The 22,502-nt window shown below is 67.5% G+C and carries 14 protein-coding genes; 7 read left to right on the top strand and 7 right to left on the bottom strand.

Features of this window, described 5'->3' with window-relative positions; all coding sequences use genetic code 11:
* The first annotated feature begins 23 nt into the window (after nt 1-23).
* Nucleotides 24-767 (top strand): phosphonate metabolism transcriptional regulator PhnF, encoded by a 744-nt coding sequence (gene phnF / locus AC3WMA_RS11860; RefSeq protein WP_492285556.1) that lies wholly within the window; start codon nt 24-26, stop codon nt 765-767.
* Nucleotides 768-885: 118 nt separating this feature from the next.
* Here phnF and phnE (AC3WMA_RS11855) read toward each other — a convergent pair whose 3' ends face one another.
* The 4 genes from phnE (AC3WMA_RS11855) to phnC all read right to left on the bottom strand — a co-directional run bounded on the left by phnE (AC3WMA_RS11855) (nt 886) and on the right by phnC (nt 4,572).
* The gene (gene phnE, locus AC3WMA_RS11855; RefSeq protein WP_492285555.1) at nt 886-1,740 is read right to left on the bottom strand and encodes a phosphonate ABC transporter, permease protein PhnE; all 855 of its coding nucleotides are present in this window, start codon (nt 1,738-1,740) and stop codon (nt 886-888) included.
* Nucleotides 1,737-2,618 (bottom strand): phosphonate ABC transporter, permease protein PhnE, encoded by an 882-nt coding sequence (gene phnE, locus AC3WMA_RS11850; protein WP_492285554.1) that lies wholly within the window; start codon nt 2,616-2,618, stop codon nt 1,737-1,739. Before phnE (AC3WMA_RS11850) ends, phnE (AC3WMA_RS11855) begins: the two co-directional genes overlap by 4 nt.
* A 143-nt stretch (nt 2,619-2,761) precedes the next feature.
* A complete protein-coding gene (gene phnD, locus AC3WMA_RS11845) occupies nt 2,762-3,676 on the bottom strand; it encodes a phosphonate ABC transporter substrate-binding protein (protein ID WP_492285553.1) in 915 nt (304 codons plus the stop codon).
* 77 nt (nt 3,677-3,753) lie between these two features.
* Nucleotides 3,754-4,572, bottom strand: coding sequence for a phosphonate ABC transporter ATP-binding protein (gene phnC / locus AC3WMA_RS11840; RefSeq protein WP_492285552.1), 819 nt, complete (start codon nt 4,570-4,572; stop codon nt 3,754-3,756).
* A gap of 425 nt (nt 4,573-4,997) precedes the next feature.
* Here phnC and AC3WMA_RS11835 point away from each other — a divergent pair, with 425 nt between their 5' ends.
* Both AC3WMA_RS11835 and AC3WMA_RS11830 read left to right on the top strand, forming a co-directional pair.
* The gene (locus AC3WMA_RS11835; RefSeq protein WP_492285551.1) at nt 4,998-6,077 is read left to right on the top strand and encodes an efflux RND transporter periplasmic adaptor subunit; all 1,080 of its coding nucleotides are present in this window, start codon (nt 4,998-5,000) and stop codon (nt 6,075-6,077) included.
* 9 nt (nt 6,078-6,086) lie between these two features.
* Nucleotides 6,087-9,182 carry an efflux RND transporter permease subunit gene (locus tag AC3WMA_RS11830; protein WP_492285550.1) on the top strand — a complete coding sequence of 1,032 codons (3,096 nt, stop codon included), beginning with the start codon at nt 6,087-6,089 and terminating at the stop codon, nt 9,180-9,182.
* A gap of 185 nt (nt 9,183-9,367) precedes the next feature.
* On the opposite strand, the gene pbpC is transcribed toward AC3WMA_RS11830, so the two are convergent.
* Nucleotides 9,368-11,461 carry a penicillin-binding protein 1C gene (pbpC, locus tag AC3WMA_RS11825; protein WP_492285549.1) on the bottom strand — a complete coding sequence of 698 codons (2,094 nt, stop codon included), beginning with the start codon at nt 11,459-11,461 and terminating at the stop codon, nt 9,368-9,370.
* Nucleotides 11,462-11,558: 97 nt separating this feature from the next.
* Entirely contained in the window at nt 11,559-16,817 is a 5,259-nt protein-coding gene (locus AC3WMA_RS11820; protein ID WP_492285548.1) for an alpha-2-macroglobulin family protein, read from the bottom strand.
* Between the two features lie 233 nt (nt 16,818-17,050).
* Between AC3WMA_RS11820 and AC3WMA_RS11815 the strand changes: the two genes are divergently transcribed.
* The 4 genes from AC3WMA_RS11815 to AC3WMA_RS11800 all read left to right on the top strand — a co-directional run bounded on the left by AC3WMA_RS11815 (nt 17,051) and on the right by AC3WMA_RS11800 (nt 21,718).
* Nucleotides 17,051-18,499 (top strand): S1 family serine peptidase, encoded by a 1,449-nt coding sequence (locus tag AC3WMA_RS11815; protein WP_492285547.1) that lies wholly within the window; start codon nt 17,051-17,053, stop codon nt 18,497-18,499.
* A gap of 128 nt (nt 18,500-18,627) precedes the next feature.
* A complete protein-coding gene (locus tag AC3WMA_RS11810) occupies nt 18,628-19,620 on the top strand; it encodes a tripartite tricarboxylate transporter substrate binding protein (protein ID WP_492285546.1) in 993 nt (330 codons plus the stop codon).
* Between the two features lie 87 nt (nt 19,621-19,707).
* Nucleotides 19,708-20,199 (top strand): tripartite tricarboxylate transporter TctB family protein, encoded by a 492-nt coding sequence (locus AC3WMA_RS11805; protein ID WP_492285545.1) that lies wholly within the window; start codon nt 19,708-19,710, stop codon nt 20,197-20,199.
* 13 nt (nt 20,200-20,212) lie between these two features.
* Nucleotides 20,213-21,718, top strand: coding sequence for a tripartite tricarboxylate transporter permease (locus AC3WMA_RS11800; protein ID WP_492285544.1), 1,506 nt, complete (start codon nt 20,213-20,215; stop codon nt 21,716-21,718).
* A gap of 13 nt (nt 21,719-21,731) precedes the next feature.
* On the opposite strand, the gene AC3WMA_RS11795 is transcribed toward AC3WMA_RS11800, so the two are convergent.
* Nucleotides 21,732-22,478 (bottom strand): enoyl-CoA hydratase-related protein, encoded by a 747-nt coding sequence (locus AC3WMA_RS11795; protein ID WP_492285543.1) that lies wholly within the window; start codon nt 22,476-22,478, stop codon nt 21,732-21,734.
* Between the last annotated feature and the right edge of the window lie 24 nt (nt 22,479-22,502).

Below are 22,502 nucleotides of genomic sequence, written 5' to 3'. Positions count from 1 at the left end.
TATACTTTTTGGGCGACATTTTGATGACGGATACGGCACTGGCGGAGCGCGACGGGGGCACGGCCTGGCGACGCATCGCCGACCAACTGGCGGATGCGATCGGGCGCGGCGAGTACAAGCTCGGCGAAACGCTGCCGGCCTCGGTCGCGCTGGCCGAGCGCTATGGCGTGCATCGCCATACGGTGCGGCAGGCCTTCCGCCATCTCGCCGAGCAGGGGCTGGTGACGGTCTCACGCGGGCGCGGCACGCAAGTGACGGCGCCGCGTCTGCCCTATCCGATCGGCCGGCGCGTCAGCATGCGCACCAACATGGGCAAGCTCGGCATCACCGGCACGAGCCGCATGCTCTCGGCCGAAGTGGTCGTGGGTGAGGCAGCCGCCTGCACGGCGCTCAAGCTGAAGACCGGGACGCTGCTCTGGCAGGTGCAGGGCGTGAGCCTGGCGGATGGCGTGCCGATGGGCACCGGCACGCATTGGCTTGCGGTCGAGCGTTTCCCGGATTTCGACAAGGCCTATCGCGAGGCGGCGGGCTCGATCACGGCCGCCTTCAAGATCTATGGCATCGCGGATTACGTGCGCCTGTCGACGCGATTGACGGCGCGGCTTGCCGATGAGCGTGAGGCCGAGCTGTTGGAGATCGCGCCTGAGGCTGCCGTGATGATCTCGACGGCGGTCGATGCGCTGCCGGACCTGACGCCGGTGCATCTCGTCAGCAGCGTGTTCGCTGCCGAGCGTATGGAGATGGTGATCGAGCCGTTCGGGGATTGAAGGGCACCGTCATGCTCGGGCTTGACCCGAGCATCCCAGGACGGAAAGGCGCCTTATCCTGCACGAGCTTCGCGGGTCTTCGCTTCGCTGCGCCCGAGAATGACGGCTGGTGTCGCTTTCAGCTCGCCCGGCGGCCGATGATCGCGAAGCGCAGCTTGCCCGACAGGAAGTCGATGGCCGAGACCGCGGCGAGGACCAGCAGGATCAGGAAGGAGACCTGCTGCCATTCCAGCGTGCGGATCGTCTCGGCGAGATAGAGGCCGATGCCGCCGGCGCCGACGATGCCGATGATCGTCGAGGAGCGGGTGTTGGATTCGATATAGTAGAGCACCTGGCTCGCGATCACCGGCAGCACCTGCGGCAGCAGGCCGAAGCGGATCTCATGCGCCTTGCCGCCGCCGACGGAGGATACGCCCTCGACCGGCTTCCGGTCGGCTGCTTCAATGGCTTCGGAATAGAGCTTGCCGAAGGCGCCGAGATCGCTGGTCATGATCGCGAGCATGCCGGCGAAGGGGCCGAGGCCGACGACATTCACCCAGATCAGCGCCCAGATCAGGGCGTCGACGCCGCGCACCGTGTCGAGCGAGCGACGGGCGAAGAAGTGCACGATGCGGTTGGCGACAACGTTGCGCGCCGCGATGAAGCCAAGCGGCAGGGCCAGGATCGCCGCCAGAACCGTGCCGAGGAAGGCGATGGCGATGGTCTCGAACAGCGCCTTCACGAAGATGATGGCGCGCGCCCAGGAGCCGGGATCGGGCGGCAGCATCAACATGACGAAGGTGCTGAGATTGCCGAAGCCGGACAAGATCTTCCAGAGCGAGGTTTCGAGCGTCGTCAGCCCGTAGACGAAGAAGCCGGCGAGCGCGGCGATGGTGCCGATCGTCGCAAGCTTCGTCCTGAGCGAGCCGCGGATCGCGGCGTCGTGGCGGCGCAGGATGTCGGCGCGCTCGGCCGTCGAAAGGGCGAGGCTCATCGGCCATGCTCCAGGCTGAGAAGGGCGTGGCGCAGCCGCTCGGTGGCGTAGTCGATCAGCATGACTGTGACGATGATCAGCAGCAGGATGGCGCTGACATCGGTGAAGTAGAACTTGCGGATGGCCTCGATCAGGTCCTGGCCGATGCCGCCGGCGCCGACGAAGCCCATGATCGAGGCGCCGCGGACATTGATCTCGAAGCGCAGCAGCGCGTAGCTCGCGAAATTGGAGAGCACCTGCGGGACGACCGCGAAGCGGACGATCTGCCACCAGCTTCCGCCGGCAGCGGTAACGCCGTCAACCGGCTTCAGGTCGATGTTCTCGACGACTTCCGAGAAGAGCTTGCCGAGCGCGCCCATGGTGTGGATCGCGATGGCGAGCACGCCGGGCAGCGGGCCGAGGCCGAAGGCGATGACGAAGATCAGCGCGAAGACGATCTCGGGAACGGTGCGGCAGAATTCGAGATAGCGGCGCACCGCGAAACGCAGCCAGGTGGCGCGGCCGAGATTGGCGGCGGCGGCGAAACAGAACAGGAAGGCGCCGGCGGCGCCGAGGATCGTGCCGACATAGGCGATGAGCACGGTCTGCCAGAGCAGCTTCAGCCAGCCCTTCAGGCCCCAGTACCACTCGGAGAGGTCGGCGCCGAGGCTGGCGAGCCTAAGCGTCGGCAGCGTCTCGAAGATATACTTCGGAAAGCGGTGAACGTTCTCGAAGAACTTGGCGAGATCGACTTCCGCGCCGCGCGCCGAGAGAAGCACGCAGGCGATGAAGACGGCGATGCCGATCAGGGCCTGCCGGCGCTTGGCGGATGAAGCCTGCCGATAGGCCTCGGCATGGGCCCGGATGGCAGGGTCGTTGCGGTCGATCGCGAGGGTCATGAAGAGGCGCTTCCGAGAGGTCGCGGGATCGGCTGGTGCCGATCCCGGACAAGGGTGTCATCCCAGGACGAAGCGAAGCGCAGTGCCCTGGAATCTCTGGCGAGAGATGCCCGGGTCGAGCCCGGGCATGACGGCTGGCTGAATTACGACGACTTCTTCTTGCGGAGCTCGTCGACGAACTTGTTCAGCTCGATGATCGGGTCGTAGGCCTTGTTGTCGACGGCGACGAGCGGGCCCTGCTTGCCTTCATAGATCTTGTCGAAGGCGGCCTTGTCCTTGGTGGCGAGGTTCAGGACGGCGTCGCGGATCTTGGCCTTCAGCTCCTCCGGCATGTCGGTGAGATAGGCCATCGGCGAGTTCACGATCTGCTCGGACTTGTAGATGATCCGGAAGTCGTCGGCCTTGGCCATGTTCTTGCGGGCCATGCGCTGCAGGTTCGATTCCTGCTCATCGTTCCACCAGTTGGCGGCGACATCGACCGTGCCCTGCTGGAGCGCGATGATCGCGTTCTCGTGGCTGCCGGTATAGACGACCTTCGAGAAGAAGGTTTCCGGCTCGATCTTCATGCCGTTCAGCGCGAAGCGCGGGACGTTGTTGCCCGAGGTCGAGTTCGGGTCGACGAGGCCGAGATTCTTGCCCTTGAGGTCCTCGACCTTCTGATAGGGCGAGTCCTTCTTCACGTAGAAGACCGAGTGATAGCCCTTGGTGCCGTCCAGGTTGGTCTCGATGGCGAAGGCATCGACCTTGGCGCCGGTCATGCGGGCGCGGGCGAAGGAGGACGGGCCGTAGGAGGCGATGTGGATGTTGCCGGTGCGCTGGCCCTCGATGATCGCGGCGTAGTCGTTGGCGATACGCAGGGTGACCTTGGTGCCGAGTTCCTTGGCGAGATACTGCACGAAGGGGGTGTAGCGCTCGGTGACGCCGGAAGCGTTCTCGGAGGGGATGATCGCGAAGACGAGCTCGGGATACTTGGCCTTCCAGTCCTGCGCGAATGCCGGAGCGGCGGCGAGCGCCAGGCCGGCGACGGCGAGCGAGAGGGTATGACGACGGGTCAGCATCTTTGTGCTCCTGGTTGTAGGCGGGGATGGTCTTCTCGCGGCGACGGCCATCAGGCCGGTCCGGCGATCTCTGGAAATCAGGCGATCTTCTGGCGGGCGCGCTTCGCCTCGGAGGCGGCGATGGCGTCGAGCGCATCCAGCGCCTCGGCGCCGGCATCCTTGGCCTCGATGCCGTAGAGTTCGGCCGCGATCTCGCGGGTCAACGCCTGCGGCACGTCGTCGAACACGACCTTGCCGGCGGACATGCCGATCAGGCGGTCACAGTATTTCGCGGCGATGTCGAGGTCGTGCAGGTTGCACATCACGGTGATGCCGTCCTCGCGATTGATGCGGAACAGCGCGTCCATGACGACCTGGGTGTTGCGCGGGTCGAGCGAGGCGATCGGCTCGTCTGCGAGGATGATGCGCGGCTCCTGGACGAGGGCGCGGGCGATGGCGACGCGCTGCTGCTGGCCGCCGGAGAGGGTCTCGGCGCGCTGCGCCAGGAGATGGCCCATATCGAGACGCTCGAGGGCCGCGATGGCGCGAATCTTGTCGTCCTCGGCGAAGCTCTTGACCAGCGTCAGCGCCGCCGAGCGATGGTTCAGGCGGCCGAGCAGGACATTGGTTAGAACGTCGAGGCGGCCGACGAGGTTGAACTGCTGGAAGATCATCGCCGTGTCGCGGCGCCAGCGGCGCAGCGAGGCGCCCTTCAGCCCGGTGACGTCCTGCTCCTCGCAGACGATCCGGCCGGAGGTCGGCTCGGTCAGGCGGTTCAGCATGCGCAGCAGCGTCGACTTGCCGGCGCCGGAGGGGCCGATCACGCCGACCATCTCCCCCTTCGGCACCGTCAGCGTGACGGCGTCGACCGCGTTCCTGTCGCCAAAGCGCTTGGTCAGGCCTTCGATGCGGAGCATGGACTGGTTCTCGGGCACGATGCGGGCATGAGCGCGTCCCCACCCGGTCAGGCCGGAGGGTCAGGCGTCTTGATCGCCGCGAGCCCTAGCGGCCACGGATGACAGCGGCGTGACAGGATGTGAAGGGCCCCGAAACGGGCGATTTGCACGTCCAAGAGCCGGTCAACGTTTCGTGAGGTCTCCAGAATGCGCTTGGACGATCCACGGCTTAGCGGCAGGATGATCGTGGATGTCTGTGTGCGGCGGAGATGCCCGTGACGTTGGGCCTCTTATCGGCAAGCATCTTGCATTGATGCCTGCGAGGCCGAAACGATACGGCATCGGCACAAGAACCGCTGTTTTTGTGCCGCTGTGGCGCGCCGGCATCTTAGCAACGCCTTTCGTTCCATTTAAGACCAATGGGCGGCAACGGAGCCTCCAGCCTGATGAAGCGGTTCGTTCTTCTTGTTCTCGTCGCCGCCATCGCGGGCGGCGGCTATTATGCCTACCGCAACCAGCGCACTGGCACCCAGCAGGCGCAGGCGAGCGCGGTCTCGGGGCCGCGCGGCGTGCCTGTCGAGGTCGCGTCCATCGAACTGGCGACCGTGAGCGAGGAGGTCGAGGCGCTCGGCACGCTGGCCGCCGATGAATCCGTTGTCATCGCGCCGGAAATCGCCGGCCGCGTCATCTTCCTCGGCTTCAAGGAAGGCGAGCGCGTCAAGGCCGGGCAGGAGCTGGTCAAGCTCGATACGGCGATCCTCGATGCCGAGCTGAAGCAGGCGATGGCCGATCTCGGCCTTGCCCGCGATACCAATGATCGGCTCAGGGGGCTGGTCTCGCGCGGCTCGGGCACGCAGGTCGCGCTCGACGAGTCCGCGGCGAAGCTCGCCTCCAGCGAGGCTCGCGTCCAGCTCGCCAAGGCCAAGCTCGCCCAGTCGACCATCGTGGCGCCGTTCACCGGCGTCGTCGGCCTGCGCTCGGTCGGCGTCGGCGACTATGTCTCCGTCGGCAAGCAATTGATCACGCTGACCAGCATCGACCCGATCAAGATCGATTTCCGCGTGCCCGAGATATTCCTGAGCCGCCTCAAGGTCGGGCAGCCCGTGCAGATGAAGGTCGATGCGGTTCCGGACCGGAAATTCCAGGGCCAGATCTACGCGATCGACCCGGTGGTCGACGTCAACGGCCGGGCGATCCGCCTGCGCGCCAACATCCCCAATGCCGATCTCGCGCTGAAGCCCGGCCTCTTCGCCCGGCTGGCCATCACCGTGGACTATCGCGAGAAGGCGATCGTCGTGCCGGAGATGGCCGTGGTGCCGGATGCGGTCGGCAAGATCATCTACGTCGTCGACAAGGGCAAGGCGAAGAAGGTCGCCGTCGAGCTTGGCAAGCGCCTGCCGGGCAAGGTCGAGATCGTCCGCGGGCTGACGCCCGACATGCAGATCATCACCGCCGGCCAGATGCGGCTGCGCGACGGCGCGATCATCGCGATCAAGGACAAGGTCGTCCAGACGAGCCAGCTCTAGGATCGCGCCATGAGCCTCTTCGAACTCTTCGTCCGTCGGCCCGTCCTCTCGACGGTGCTGAGCCTCCTCGTGATCCTGATCGGTATCGTCTCCTATGGCCGCCTGACGGTCCGCGAGTATCCGAACATCGACGAGCCGATCGTCTCGGTCCGCACCGATTATCGCGGCGCCTCGGCCGAGATCATCGAGACGCAGGTCACCCAGATCCTGGAGAACTCGATCGCCGGCATCGAGGGCATCGAGATCATCTCCTCGGCCAGCCGCCAGGAGCGCAGCTTCATCCAGGTGCGCTTCCGCCCGGATGTCGATCCCGACGTCGCGGCTTCCGACGTGCGCGACCGCGTCAGCCGCGTGCGCAGCCGCCTGCCGGACGAGATCGACGAGCCGGTCATCGCCAAGGTGGAGGCCGACGCGCAGCCGATCCTCTATCTCTCGCTGACCAGCACGAAGGACGGGCCGCTCGAACTCACCGACTTCGCCGATCGCTTCATCTCCGACCGCGTCCAGAACGTGACCGGCGTGGCGGAGGTCCGCATTCTCGGCCAGCGCCAATATGCGATGCGCATCTGGCTCGATCGCGCCCGCATGTCGGCTTACGACATCTCGGTCCAGCAGATCGAGGCGGCCGTCCGGGCGCAGAATGTCGAGATCCCGTCGGGCCGGATCGAGAGCAACGATCGCGAATTCACGGTGCTCTCGCAGACCAGCATGACGACCCCGGCGGAGTTCCGCGAGATCGTGGTCAAGGACGCCAATGGCTTCCCGGTCAAGCTGAAGGACATCGCCAAGGTCGAGCTCGGCGCCCGCGAGGAACGCAACGCCGCCTGGTTCAAGGGCACGCCTTCGGTGACGATCGGCATCGTCAAGCAGGCGACGGCCAATCCGCTCGACGTCTCGGCCGGCATCGAGGAGGCGCTGCCCGGCATCATCGAGGACCTGCCGCAGGGCATGGCGATCGCCAAGTCCTACGATACCTCGGTCTTCATCGATCGCTCGATCAAGGCGGTCTACCAGACGATCATCGAGGCGATCGTGCTGGTCGTGCTGATCATCTTCATCTTCCTGCGCTCGGTGCGCGCGACGCTGATCCCACTGGTCACGATCCCGGTCTCGCTGATCGGCTCGTTTGCGCTGATGTATGCGTTCGGCTTCACCGTGAACACGCTGACGTTGTTGTCGATGGTGCTCGCCATCGGCCTCGTCGTCGACGACGCCATCGTCGTACTGGAGAACGTGCACCGTCATATCGAGGACGGCATGCAGCCGACCCCGGCGGCGATCCGCGGCATCAACGAGATCGCCTTCGCGGTCGTGGCGATGACGCTGACGCTGGTCGCGGTCTATGCGCCGATGGCCTTCTCGACCGGCCGCACCGGCAAGCTCTTCATCGAGTTCGCGCTGACGCTGGCCGGCGCGGTCTTGGTCTCCGGCTTCGTCGCGCTGACGCTGACGCCGATGATGTGCGCCAAGCTGCTGCGCCACCACGAGAAGCACAACTGGCTCTACAATGTGCTGGAGCGCGGCTTCAACGGGCTGTCGCGCGGCTACAAGGCCTCGCTGCGCGGAGCGCTTTCGATCCGCCCGCTGGTCGTGCTGCTGGCGCTGGGTGTTGCCGGCAGCGGCTATTACTTCTTCACGCATCTGCGCGCCGAACTGGCGCCGGTCGAGGATCGCGGCACGATCAACGCGGTCGGCGTCGCGCCCGAGGGCGCCACGATCTCCTTCACTGCCGACTATGCGCGCCAGGTCGAGCAGTATTTCAGCAAGATACCCGAGGTCGATACCTATCTCGTCATCGCCGGCTTCCCCGACGTGACGCGCGCCATCGGCTTCGCCCGCCTCAAGCCCTGGGAAGAGCGCCAGCGCAAGCAGCAGGATCTTGTCGCCGAGATCAACAGGGGCCTGTCGCAGATCCCCGGCATCCGCCTGTTCGCGACCAACCCGGCCTCGCTCGGGCAGGGCCAGGCGAACAGCAAGCCGGTCGAGTTCGTGCTGCGCTCCTCGGAGTCCTATACGCAGATCAAGGCCTATGTCGACCAGCTGATGGCCGAGGTCGCGAACTCGCCGGTCCTGACCAATGTCGAGACCAACCTCATCCTCGACAAGCCGCAGATCAAGGTCTCGATCGACCGGCAGCGGGCGGCCGATCTTGGCGTCGGCGTCGATATCATCGGGCGCACGATGGAGACGCTGCTCGGCGGCCGGCAGGTGACGCGCTTCAACATGAACAGCAAGCAATACGATGTCGTGCTGCAGGTCGAGGGTTCGGAGCGCAACACCCCGCAGGCGCTGCAGTCGATCTACCTGATGGGCCGCGGCGGCGCCGTGGTGCAGCTCTCCAGCCTGGTCAAGATCGACGAGAACGTGGCGCCCAAGGAGCTGACCCGCTTCAACCAGCTGCGCTCGGCGACGATCACCGCGATCCCGGCGCCCGGCTATTCGCTCGGCGACGCGCTCAAGGTGCTGGAAGATAGTGCGGCCCGCGTGCTGCCCTCCTCGGTGCAGGTCGACTATTCCGGCCAGAGCCGCGAGTTCAAGCAGTCGGGCGCGAGCATCTTCATCGTCTTCCTGCTGGCGCTGGGCTTCATCTATCTGGTGCTGGCGGCGCAGTTCGAGAGCTTCGTCGACCCGGTCGTGATCATGGTCTCGGTGCCGCTTTCGCTGACCGGCGCGCTGGCTGCGCTCTACTACACGGGCGGGACGATGAACGTGTACAGCCAGATCGGCCTGATCACGCTGGTTGGCCTGATCACCAAGCACGGCATCCTGATCCTGGAGTTCACCAACCAGCTGCGCGAGGAGGGCAAGGACATGCTCGACGCCCTCGTCGAGGCGGCGGAATTGCGCCTGCGGCCGATCCTGATGACCACGGGCGCGATGGTGCTCGGCGCCGTTCCGCTCGCTATCGCGACCGGCGCCGGCGCGGAAAGCCGCTCGCAGATCGGCTGGGTCATCGTCGGCGGCATGACCTTCGGCACCTTGCTGACGCTCTATGTGGTGCCGGTCGCCTATAGCTACCTCGCCCGCACGGTCCATGGCTCGCGCCATGCGCCGCATGAGGAAGGGCACGGCGCTCAGGGCGCGCATCCGGCCCCGGCGGAGTAAGGGGCGGGGGGCGCTGTCATCCCGTGCGCGCTGCGGCACGAAGTGCTGCGGCGCAGACACGGGACCGCGTGACCAGAGGGCGCCTCACTTGGCGACGCGAGAAGGGCGCCTTTTCGCGAGGACGGTCCCGCATCTGCGCAGCAGTACTGCGTGCCGCAGCGCGTGCGGGATGACGCGCTCACGCGCTACTGCAATCTCACCGAGACGCTCTCGCTCGCGCCCGTCGCATCGATTACCGAAATCCGCATGAAGCCCTTGCCCGGCGGCTGCCACTGCGTCTCGCGCCGACGCTGTGGCTCGGTCACCGGCGTGCCGTCGACCAGCCAGGTATAGGGCGGCGAACCGCCGGCAACCTTGAGGTTGAGCCGGCCATTGCCATCGAGCGCGGCGGCGGAGAGGTCGATGCGGGCGCCGTCCGGCGGGAAGGCGAGCTTCAGCGTCGGCGTCGTCATCGCCGTCACGGTCTTGGGCACATCCTGCCGGAGGTGGCGGAGCGGTGGCGGCAGATGGCCTGTGCTGGCGATGATCGCGTCCGCCGGCTGCGGGAAGGGGCGCGGATCGATGCCGAGCCGGGCGAAGGCGTCGAACAGGATGGGGGCCGCGACCGTGCGCCCCACCAGTCCAGGTACGGCGCCATTATCGGCGCGGCCGACCCAGATGCCGATCGTGTGCCTGCGGTCGAAGCCGACGGCCCAGGCGTCGCGATAGCCATAGGATGTGCCGGTCTTGTAGGCGATGCGGCCGGGCACGGCATTGAGCGGCGGCGGCGCACCGAGCAAGGTGTCGGCGACATACCAGGCCGCGACGGGATCGACGAGGCGCGGCGCCGGACCGCTCTGCGCCGCCTGCTGGCGGAAGCGCAGCGGCAGCATCTCACCACCGCGAGCAAGGCCGACATAGGCGCGCGTCAGGTCCTGCAGGGTGATGCCGAGACCGCCGAGGCCGACGGCGAGGCCGGGCGCGCCGCTGTCCTTGGGCATGGCGATGGCGACGCCAGCATCGCGCAATCGCGAGAGAAAGCGCTGCGGGCCAAGCGCCGAGAGCAGTTCGACGGCTGGCACGTTGAGCGAAAGCTGCAGGGCTTTGCGGGCGCTGACCATGCCCTGGAAGGTCATGTCGAAGTTTTCGGGGATATAAATGCCGTAGCGCGCCGGCCGGTCCTCCAGCATCGTCTCGGGATGGGCGATGCCGTTGTCGAAGGCGAGGGCGTAGATGAAGGGTTTGAGCGCCGAGCCGGGCGAGCGCAGCGCCCGCGTCAGGTCGAGCGCACCGGCCCGTTCCGCCGCGAAATAATCGACGCCGCCGACCGAGGCGCGGATTTCGCCGGTTTCGTTGTCGACGGCGAGGATCGCGATCGAGACCTGGGGAGCGAGTCCGAGGCTGCGTTCGCGGGCGAGGCCTTCGAGCGCGGCCTGCAAGCGTGCATCGAGTGAGAGCTTCTGGACGCGCTCGGCCGGTGCCTCGGCCACCGCCTGCTCGGCGATATGGGGGCTGAGATTCGGAAAGGGGCGGCGCGCGGCCGGGATCGGCTCGTTGCGGGCGGCGGCGACCTCGTCACGGGTGGCCAAGCCCGCCTGCTCGACCCGTTCCAGCACGCGCTCGCGCGCCTTGCGGGCGGCCTCGACGAAGCGGTCCGGCCGACGCGTCTCGGGCGATTGCGGGAGGGCGACGAGGAGGGCGGCCTCGGCGGTCGAAAGCCGCTTCGGCTCCTTGCCGAAATAGGCGAAGCTCGCGGCACGCACTCCCTCGAGATTGCCTCCGAAGGGGGCGAGCGTGAGGTAGAGGTCGAGAATGCGGGCCTTGTCGAAGCGCCGTTCCAATTCGACGGCGCGCACGGCCTGCCGGAGCTTGGCTGAGAGCGTGCGCTCCTCGCGTGGTTCGAGCAGGCGCGCGACCTGCATGGTCAGTGTCGAGCCGCCGGAGACGACGCGGCCGTTGAGCAGCATCTGGCCGGCGGCGCGCAGCATAGCGAGCGGGTCGATGCCGTGGTGCTCGTCGAAGCGCTTGTCCTCGAAAGCCTTGAGCATGGCGAGATAGCGCGGATCGACATCCTCTGATGTGACGGGGAGCTTCCAGCGGCCGTCAGCGGTCAGGAAGGGGCGCAGCAGCTTGCCCTCGCGGTCGAGCACTACGGTCGAGCGATCGGCGGCTGCGGCGAGGTCAAGCGGGGGGAGCGAGCGGGCGTAGAAGACGAGGGCGGTGGCGCCTGCAATGGCTGAGACGGCCAGAGTGCAGGCTGCGATCTTCAGTTTGCGAAAGCGGCCAGCACGCGCCGTCATGCTCGGGCTTGACCCGAGCATCTCCTGATCGAGATTCTCGGGTCTGCGCTGCGCTTCGCCCGAGAATGACGGCCTTGTTTGCCCGCTCTCGTTCATCTTACCGCGCCGAGGTGATCTCCACCGCGCCGAAGCCCGTGCGGCCGAAGCGGTCCGGCCGGTACATGTCCTCGATCACGGCGGCGGGCGAGACATAGCGGCCGGGTGAAACCGCCCGCGCGATATAGGCGACGGTGTAGGCGAGCTTGTCGTTGCGCGAGCCAGAGCGCTCGAAGGCCGCGACATAGCGGTCGTCGCGCGACTCGGTATGGACCGGGTAGACCTCCTGCTTCAGCCAGTCGAGCCCCGCGACCGAGGCACCTTCGGTCAGGTTGGCGTTCTCGATCTCAAGGCCCGCCGGGACCGGATCGACCAGCAGCAGCCGGCCATAACGCGGCGCAGCTTCCGTCACCGTCAGTGCCACGACATAGCGCTCGTTCTGGCGCAGGCGCGCCGGGTCGGCCTTCTCGCCCTTCATCGTGTAGATCACACGCTCAAGGCCGAAGCCCTGATTGAGCGCAGGCTCCGGCGCGGTCGGGATGCCGGCGACGGTGATGACCGCCTGGGCATTGCCGGCGCCGGGATTGGCGATGGTCAGGGACTTCGCCTCCAGCGCCTCGGCGGAGAGGGTGCGGTAGAGGGCGCCCTTGCGGGCCGTGCCGTCGACCGTCAGCGTCATACCCTCGGCGTCCTTGGCCATGGCCTGTGCCGCCAGCACCATCCACATCTGCTCCTGCGTCGAGGTGTAGCTGTAGCGGGCGCTGTTGCGGGTCGCGTCGAGGATCGAGACGGCGCGGGAGATGTCGGCGCGCTCGCCATTGGCCTCCGCGATCAGGGCGAGTACGCCGGCGCCGTCGCGCAGGCGGGAGCCGTAATCGGGCCGGGAGAAGCCGTCATCGCTTGCCTGCTGGAGCAGGCCGAGCGCGCTGCCGAAAGCGGCGCGACCGCGGCCACGATCGCCCAGCGCCGAGAGCGCGGCGCCGATCTGGGCGCGGGCCAGCGGCGTCGCGAAGTCGCCGAGCTTGTTGTCGGCGAGATAGCGCAGATCGCCCATCACCGGCCGGCCGTTGCGGGCGAGCACATAGAGCGCATAAGCGATGCCGGCGGCCTCTTCCTTGTTGATCTCGCTGGTGTTGACGACCTGATTGCGCAGGCGGTCGAGTGCGAGATTGAAGGCGATCTGCGGCACGGCGAACTGCTTCTCGCGGGCTCGGGTCAGGAAGTCGGTGACGAAGGCGTCGAGCCAGAGATCGTCGCCACCGACGCCCCAGAGGCCGAAGGAGCCGTTGCCGCCCTGACGGGCCAGCACGCGCTCGATCGCGTTGACGACGCGCTCGTCGGCCTTGTCGTCGAGCGCGAGCTGCTCCAGCGAGGCGAGCTGGTTGACCGCGAGCAGCGGCAGGGCGCGCGAGACGGTCTGCTCGGTGCAGCCATAGGGGTAGCGGTCAAGCGCCTTGAGCAAAGCGGGCACATCGAGCGAGCCGAAGGGCGAGACCGTCACCGAGACCTGCCCGGAATTCGGCACGAGATCGGCCAGGAGGTCGGAGGAGACGGTGATCGCTCCGCCATTGCCGGGGATGGCGCGGACGATGCGGCGCGCGATCGTCGCGGCCGAGGGCTGCACGCGCACGGCGAGGTTCTGCACCGTGCCGATGCCGTTCGGGCCGGAGACGCGTACGTCGAATTCGGCGCGGCCGAGGCCTGCGGCAGTGACGGGGATCGTCATCTGCGTCTTGGCGCCGGCACCCATCTGCATGGTGCGGCGGGTGGCGTCTGCCGCGACCAGAACCGGGCCCTTCACGTCGAGATCGACGGTATAGGCGCCGGCCGGACCCTCGACATTGTCGACCTGGAGATGGAAGCGCGATTGGTCGCCGATGGCGAGGAAGCGCGGCAGCGTCGCCTGGGCGACGATCTGGTCGCGCACGATCACGTCGGCGCTGGCCTGGCCGGTGCGGCCGGCCGACCAGGCGACGCCCATGACGCGGACCGAGCCGTTGAACGCTGGCATCTCGAAATCGATCTTCGCCGTGCCGTCGGGCCCGACCTTGACCACACCGGAATAGCGGGCAAGCGGCTCCTGCGTCGGCTTCTCGCCGTCCATCTTGGGCGCGGCGTCGCCGCCGGTGCGGATCGCGCCGCGCGTGCCCTGCATGCCGTCGATCAGGTAGCCATAGAGATCGCGCAGGTCATGGCCGAGCTGGCGCTGGCCGAAGAAGAACTTGCTGGCGTCGGGGCTCTCGTAGCGGGTGAGGTTGAGGATGCCGATATCGACGGCGGCCAGCGTGACATAGGCGTCCTCGCCGGCCTTCATGCCGGTGACCTTGACCGGGAGCGACAGCGTCGTCAGCGGGCGCACCAGCTTGGGCGCGCCGAGATCGAGCGCCAGTGTGCGCGCCTCCTTGCCGATCTGGAACCAGGAGAGGCCGATGGCGCGGCCGGGCAGGCGCTTGGCGGCGGCATCCATCGGGCGATGGGCGAGCACGACGAGATAGGCGCTGGCGCCCCATTCGGCCTTCACCGGGATCGAGGCGCTGGTGCCGCCTTCGGTGATGTCGATGGTGCGGATATCCGCAACCTTGTCGGTGACGATGGCGAGCGTCGCCTTGCCGGCGAAGCGCGGCGAGAGGCGGACCTGCAGGCTCTCGCCATCGGCGTAAGCAGCCTTGTCCAAAGCGACGTCGAGCACATCCGGCGTATCGGCCGTCTTGTCGCTCTCGTAGCCGACGCTGAAGGAGACGGAGGTCTCGGCCGCCTCATTGCCGTCTGAGGTCACGTCGAGCCGGTAATTGCCCCATTCGACGGGCGCGGCGATCTTGACGCCGGCCGCTTCCGCCACCGCGATCTCGCCATCGGCGACGCGGCGGGTGGTCTTGACGCCCTCATAGTTCCAGCGGCCGTCCTGGAAGAACCACTGGTAGTTGCGGCGGACCTTCGACAGCACCCATTTGACGCCGGGCCGGGCAAGGCGCTTGCCGTCGCCGGTCGCCATGATGACTTCGAAATTGGCGGTCTGGCCATTGCCGAGATCGCCGTCGCGGAACAGCTTCTTCACGCCGATGGCGGCGCCCTTGGGCACGATCGGCAGGGTGACGGAGCGGGCGATGGCGCGCCCGCCGGGCTCGCCGACGCGCACGGTCATCTCGACTTCGAGCGGGCGATTGGTGTCGGCCTGCTGGACTGGATTGGTGATGGTCGCCTTGCCAGCGGCGTCGGTCGTGGTGCTTTCCTCGAACTCGCTCTGGACCGGTTCGAAAGCCTCGTCGGTGAGGCCGACCTGATAGTCCTTGAAGCCGGGGATGGCGCTGGCGTCCGCAGCGCGGATCGTCATCGAGCCGGTGACGTCGAGCTCGGAGCCCGGCGCGCCATAGAGATAGCGGGCGTTGACGTCGAGTTCGGCCGGCTGGCCGGCCTGGAGCAGCGGCGCCTTCGGCGTCAACGTCAGCTCCAGCCGCTCGGGCACATAGTCCTCGACGAGGAAGGAGGTCTCGCCGATCGCCTGGCCCTTCGGGTCGGAATAGGCGAGGACGCGCCAGGTGCCGGTCGCGGCGCCCGAGACGAGCTGGATCGAATGGGCGCGGCCGCCCGCGCCCTGGTCCTCGACCTGCCGGCGGCGGTATTCGACGCCATCCGGGCGCTTGACCACGATGGTCAGCGGCAGGCCGGCCACCGCGGCGCCCTTGGCATCACGCAGCAGCGAGGTGAGATAGACCGTCTCGCCAGAGCGATAGACGCCGCGCTCGGTATAAAGATAGGCATCGAGCCCGGCTGGGGCGACGCGGCCCTTCACGCCCCGATCGGAGAGGTCGAAGGCGGTCTGCTTGAGATCGAGGAAGCCGTAATCCTCGGCGAGCGAGGCGGTGACGAGGCCGGGCGCATTGCCGCCCTGGCCCTTGCCGAGGCCGGCATCGAAGCGGGCATAGCCGTTGCCGTCGGTCTTAGCGGTGCCGAGCACCTCGTTGTTGCGGGCGATCAGGCGCAGTTCGGCATTGGCGATGGGCTTCGCGTCGGCCAGCGAGCGGGCGAGCACATGCACGCCGTCCGGGCCGGTGAAGGAGGTCAGGCCGAGATCGGAGACGACGAACCACTGCGTCGCCCGCGTCGAGCCGTCATCATAGGAATCGCCGTCGTCGCTGGCGGGCGCGGCAGCCGGCCCGCCCGAGGGCTTGGCGAACATCACATAGACGCCGGGCCTGAGGCTGCCGACAGCTTCCGTCACCGGGAAGGCGGTGATCACGTCCTGGTTCAGCTCGGACTTCACATCCATCGTGCCGGTCCAGACGGTCTGGCCCTTGTCGCTGGAGATCTGCCGGGCGGAATAGGAGCCGATCTGGCTGAGGAAATCCTCGGAATGGACGGAGTTGATCAGGTTGCGATCGCCGATCCGCATGACCTCAAGATCGAGCTTGCCGGAATTGACCGAGACGACCGGAATGCCCTGCTGGCCGGTGCGCGGCAGCACGTAGTTCTTGCCGGTGAAGCGCACGGAGGGCGTGCGATCGCGGACATAGATTTCGTAATCGGCCGATTTCAGCAGCGTCTCGTCGGGGATGGCGGAGGGCACGCCTTGGCGGATGACGATGGCATAGCGCTCGCCATGCTTGAGGCCGTCGACGCAGATCTGGCGGTCCTCGGCGCTGACGGCGAAATCGCCCTTGCCGCCGGAGATCGCGACATAGGGCGCGAAATCGACGCGGCCGCGTGCCAGTGCCTCAGAGAACTCGAAGCAGGCGCGCGGGGAGGCGGCGTCGGAATCGGTCTTGTTCGAGAGCAGCCGGAAGCCGCGTTTCTCGCGCAGGCTCTCATAGGAGCTCTGCAAGGCGGTATTGGCGGCGAGGTCGAGGCTGAGCCGGTAGGTGGTCAGCGCCGGGCGCCACAATTCGTTCTTCTCGAAAGTGCGGGCGAGCACACCGAGCGAGGCCGCCTCGTCATTGCGGTTGGTCGAGCGCTGATAGGCGAGATAGGCGGCGGCGACGGCGCGCTCGCGTAGTTCCCAGCGCTCGCGATAGTCGCGCGGCTCGATCGCGTTGGCGGCGCGCGCCATCAGGCGCCAGCCGGCGGCATTGCTGGAATCGGCGACGATCGCCGCATTGGCCTGGGGCAGGGCAGAGCGGGCATCGCCGCGGCCGAGCGCGATCTCGCCCGCGCGGATCGCGTCCGCCGCCGAGCGATTGCCGGCCGCGACCTCGCGCTTCAGGCGTTCCTCCAGTCGCTGGCCGTCGGCCAGCAAGTCGTTGCGGACATAGGCCTTCTGGGCGAGGGCAGGGGCGGCCGCAAGCGTGAGCGAGAGGGCGAGCGCGAGACGGGAAAGCAGGGTCATCGTCGGTCCTCTTCGTCGATCGGTCAGCCAAGGATCAGCGGGCATGGCTTCAGGCCGATGACGGCGTGAGACGGGGCCGGCAGGCTATCACCGTGCGGCGCGCGTTCAAGTCATGCGAATGCAGGTCGTGCGAGGTTAGGGAATGCCGCTACGGGAGTCGTTCGCCATGGTTGCGGCGCGGCGCGTTCTGACGCTCAATGCAGCCGCTTCGCCCGTTCTCAAGGACGAGACCTATGCTGCGCGCCCTTCTCCATCCCTCGCGAATCACGCTGCTTCGCAGTGTCGCCGTGGCGCTTGTGCTGCTGGCACCGTCCCTTGCAAGCGCGCAGGCGCCTGCTCCGGCAGCCGGCCCCTCGCCGCAGATGGCGGCGGCGCAGGCCGGGTTCGAGGCCTTGCCTGAAGCCGAGCGCAAGGCGATCCAGAACGATCTGATCTGGGCCGGGCAGTTCAACGGCGCTGTCTCCGGCTCCTACGGCCCCCTGACCTTCCGCGCGATCAACGCGTTCAAGGGCGGACGCGGCCCGGCCGACGGCCTGCTGCCGCCGGCTGAGCGGGCGGCGCTCGCCAGGGCGGCGCAAGTGGCCCGCGACGCGGCCGGGTTCAAGGTGCTGGCCGACGACAAGACCGGGGTGCAGATCGGCATCCCCCAAAAGCTCCTGCCGAAGCGCGACGTGACGCCCTCCGGCGGCAGCCGCTGGCAGAGCGCAGACGAGAAGGTGACGCTCGACACCTCGACCACACCGCCCGGCGGGGATGATCTCGCGGCGATCTTCGAGAAGGCGATCACCGTCAGCCCGAACAGCCCGCGCAAGATCACCTACAAGTTGCTGCGGCCGGATTTCTTCGTGGTCACCGGCGAGACGCCGACCGGGCGGTTCTATCGCCGGCTTTCGGCCGGGCAGCAGGGTCTGCGCGGCTTCTCGATCGGCTATGACAAGGCGTTGGCGCCGACCGTCGACAAGCTGGTCATCGCTATTGCTGCCAGCTTCGAGCCCTTCCCGACCGGGGCGGTTCCGGCCCAGCCTTCGGCGGTTGCCGGCACGGCCGCGAGCTCCTCCTCGGGCTTGTCGTCACTGCTTGCGCCGGCTGCGCGCAGCAATGAGCGCTATGGCGTCGCGCTGGCGCTGAACGAGCGTGTGGCCTTGAGCGCCTCGGCAGCGGTCGACAACTGCCGCTCCTTGCGTGTCGGCAATCGTAGCGCCAAGCTGCGCTTGAAGGACGATGCCAGCGGGCTCGCCCTGCTCGATCTGGAAGGTACGGGCGCCGCGAAGCCGCCGGGCCTGCGCAGCGAGGCCGCGGGCGCTTCCGAGGCGCTGGTGCTGGTCGCCTATGGCAACGACGCCGGCAAGCGGGTCGCCGTCGCGCTGCCCGGGCAGGGCGTGCAGGCCGGTGGCAAGCCGGCGCTCAAGGCGCCGCTCCAGCCGGGGCAGGCGGGCGCGCCGGCCTTCGACCGGCAGGGGCGGCTCGTCGGCATCGTCACCGACAACCCGTCCGACAAGATACTGATCGCCGGCGTCGCGCCGCAGCGCAGCTATGGCTTCGCCGATGCGGCCGCGATCCAGTCCGTGCTCGGCAAGGCCGGCGTCGCGCTGCCGGCGGCTGCCGCTGGGGCAGAGCTCAGCACCGGCGCGGTAGTCGAGCGGGTTTCCGGCGCTGTCCAGCCCATCGTCTGCGGGCTGTAGTCTCGGCCAAAATGAGAGGTTGTCACTGGCCGCGCGATCGGCTCAGATGACGCCCGTCATATCAAGGGAGCCCCGTCGCCGACGAGGAGCGCCCGGACACTAAATCGATTTAGCGGAGGAACTGGGGAATGACCGATTTCATCGACAGACGAACTGTGCTCAAGGGCGCGGCTGCGGCCGGCGCGAGCCTGATCGCGGCGCCTGCCATTGCACAGGCGAACTATCCGTCGCGACCGATCACCATGGTCTGCCCGTGGGGCGCGGGCGGCGGCACGGACGCCACCGCGCGCATCGTCGCGCAGCTCTTGGAAAAGGACCTCGGCCAGCCGGTCAACGTCGTCAACCGCACCGGCGGTTCGGGCGTGGTCGGCCACTCGGCCATCGCGACGGCGGCGCCGGACGGCTACAACATCGGCATGCTGACGGTCGAGATCGCCATGATGCATCATCAGGGCCTGACCGACCTGAAATCGACGAGCTACACCTCGCTCGCGCTGATGAACGAGGACCCGCCGGGCGTGCAGGTCTCGACCGCGGGCCCCTACAAGGACATCAAGGCGCTGGCCGACGCGATCAAGGCGGCGCCTCCCGGCAAGCTCAAGGCGTCCGGCACCGGCCAGGGCGGCATCTGGCACCTCGCCCTGATCGGCTGGCTCGTCGCGATGGGGTTGAAGCCGGATCACGTTGCCTGGGTGCCGTCGAACGGCGCGGCGCCCGGCATGCAGGATCTGGCGGCCGGCGGCATCGATATCGTGACCTGCTCCGTGCCGGAAGCACGCGCGATGATCGATGCGGGCAAGGCCAAGTCGCTGGCGATCATGGCGAGCGCGCGCAACCCGCAGTTCAAGGACGTGCCGACGCTCAACGAGACGCTCGGCATCAACTACTCGATCGGCGCCTGGCGCGGCATCGGCGCGCCGAAGGGCCTGCCGCCCGAGATCGCGGCGAAGCTGACGGCGGCGCTGAAGAAGGCCTTCGACTCCAAGGACTATCAGGACTTCATGAACTCCCGCGGCTTCGGGATGAAGTTCGCGGACGGCAAGGGCTTTGCCGACTTCATGGCCGCGAGCGACACCTCCATGGCCTCCGCCATGAAGGCGGCAGGCCTCGCCAAGGGCTAAAGCGGCACCAGACCAACGACGCCGGGAGCAAGCAGCTCCCGGCGTTTTCGTCTCGTCATGATCTGATCGTCCAGGGAGGTTGCGCCCTTGCAACTATCCGACCGCATTACCGGCTCAGCGCTCGCCGCGCTTGGAGCTGCCGCCTTCTTCTACGGCTCGAAACTGCCGCCGGTGCCCGGCCAGCAGGTCGGCCCCTCAGCCTTTCCCATGGTCGTCGGTGCCGGGCTCGTCATCTGCGGCAGCCTGATCGTCTTCGGGATCGGGCGCCATTTCGAGGAGGTCGCCGAGGCCGATGTCGCGAGCCATGCGACGCCGGAGGAGCTCGCGCCGGTGCCGGCCTGGCGCAACTGGCTGGCGCTGCTGCCGCCGGCCCTGCTCGCTTTCTACGCGCTGGCCTCGGAGACACTGGGCTTCCTGCCGACGACGGCGATCATGGTGCTGCTCTGCAGCCTCGCTTTCGGCGCGAAGCTGAGGCTCGCGGTGCCGCTCGCGATCATCGCGCCCTTCGCGATCAACCTGATCTTCCTGAAGCTGCTGCGGGTGCCGCTGCCCGGCGGCATGCTGCCCTTCCCCTGGTGAGCGAGGCCTGACGATGGATACCGTCATCAAGGCCTTCGGGCTGGTTTTCCAATTCGACGTGATGATCGCCATCGTGGCGTCCGCCTTCTACGGGCTGACGGTGGGCGCGCTGCCTGGCCTCTCGGCTACCATGGCGACAGCCCTGCTCGTGCCGGTCACCTTCTATCTCTCGCCGATCGCGGCGATCGCGACGATCATCACGGCCTCCGCCATGGCGATCTTCTCCGGCGACATTCCGGGCTGCCTGCTGCGCATCCCCGGCACGCCGGCCTCGGCCGCCTATACCGACGAAGCCTATGCGATGACGCGCAAGGGCCAGGCGGAGACGGCGCTCGGCATCTGCCTGTGGTTCTCGGCGCTGGGCGGCATCGCCGGCACGCTCTCGCTGATGCTGATCGCGCCGCTGCTCGCCGAGATGGCCCTGTCCTTCTCGACCTATGAGAATTTCTGGCTCGCGATGCTCGGCCTGATGTGCTCGACGCTGGTGGCGCGCTCCTCGCCGATCAAGGCGATCGCGGCGATGCTGCTCGGCCTGCTGATCACCTGCATCGGCATCGACAACCCCGGCGGCGTGCCGCGCTTCACCTTCGGCTCGACCAACCTCTTGGGCGGCATCGAGGTCATTCCGGCATTGGTCGGCGTCTTCGCGCTGGCCGAGGTGATGCGCTCGCTGACCGAGCGCGACCCGCCGAAGATCGAGAACCGCAAGCTCGGCTCGATCCTGAAGGGGCAGTGGAAGCTCACCAAGGAATATCCGAAGCAGCAGACACGCGGGAACATCGTCGGCATCATCATCGGCGTGCTGCCCGGTGCAGGGGCCGACATGGCGGCCTGGGTCAGCTACGCCATGTCGAAGCGCTTCTCGAAGACGCCGGAAAAGTTCGGCACCGGCCATCCGGAAGGGCTGATCGAGGCCGGCGCCTCCAACAACGCCTCGCTCGCCTCGGGCTGGGTGCCGGCGCTGCTCTTCGGCATTCCCGGCGACACGATCACCGCGATCGCGATCGGCGTGCTCTACATGAAGGGGCTGAACCCCGGGCCGACGCTGTTCACGACGCAGGCCGAGAGCATGTACGCGCTCTATATCATCTTCATTCTCGGCAACATCATCATGATCCCCTTCGGCATCATCATGATCCGGCTGGCAAGCAAGGTCGTCGGGGCGCCGCGCTCGGCGGTGATGCCGGTGATCATGATCTTCTGCGCGGTCGGCGCCTTCGCGACGGCGGGCAACAACCTGTTCGCGGTCTGGTGCGTCGCCTTCTTCGGCGTATTCGGCTTCGTGATGGAGAAGAACGGCTATCCGGTCGCGGCGATGGTGCTCGGCATCGTCATGGGCACGATGGTGGAGCAGAACTTCGTGACTTCGCTGATCAAGTCCGACGGGTCGGTTCTGCCCTTCTTCGACCGGCCGGTCTCGTCCGTGCTGGCGGCGATGACATTCGCGGCGCTGCTCTGGCCGGTGTTTTCCTGGACCCGCGACTGGCTGAAGGGGCGCAGGCGGGTGGTGGCGGCCTGAGGGCCGCCACGCCTCACTTCTTGAGAAAGGCCATGAAGGCGGCCATGGCCTCCGGCGATTTCAGGCGCTCGCCGAAATGGCGGGCCTCTGTCGCGATGGTCTCGGCCACGGCCTGGGCCGAGCCGCGCTTCAGCAGCATCTTGGTCAGGGCGAGCGATTCCGGCGGCAGCGCGGCAAGCGCCTTGGCCTTGGCGAGACCGGCTTCCAGCGCTGTGCCGTCCTCAGTGACGGTGTTGACGAGGCCGGCCGCGGCAGCCGTCTCGGCATTGAAGGCCTCGCCCAGCATCAGCAGTTCGGCCGCCTTCTTGGAGCCGGCGACCAGCGGCAGCAGATAGCTCGATCCGCCCTCGGGGCAGAGACCCAGCGTCACGAAGGGCAAGCGGAAGGTCGCCGAGCGGGCGGCGAAGGCGAGATCGCAATGCAGCAGCATGGTGGTGCCGATGCCGACCGCGAAGCCCTCGACCGCCGCGACGATCGGCTTCTTCGCGGTCGAGATCACTTCCAGGAAATCGATCGCGACGCGCGAGCTGTCCCCGGCCGCCGCGGCCATGGCGAAATCCTTGATGTCGTTGCCGCTGGTGAAGGTGCCGCCGGCTCCGGTCAGCAGGATCGCGCGGACTGAAGCGCCGGCCTCGGCGGCCGCGATCGCGGCGATCAGCCCGGCATAGCTCGCGCGGTCGAGCGCGTTCTTGCGGTCCGGCCGGTTCATGGTGATCTGCACCACGCCGGCCGCGACGGTTTCGCTCAGCACTTCGCTCATCGGTCCGCTCCTGATTGTCGTGCC

Source organism: Allobosea sp. FW305-C-101, from assembly GCF_058783685.1.
Note: the sequence above shows the minus strand (reverse complement) of the source record. Positions and strands in the feature narration are given on the sequence as shown.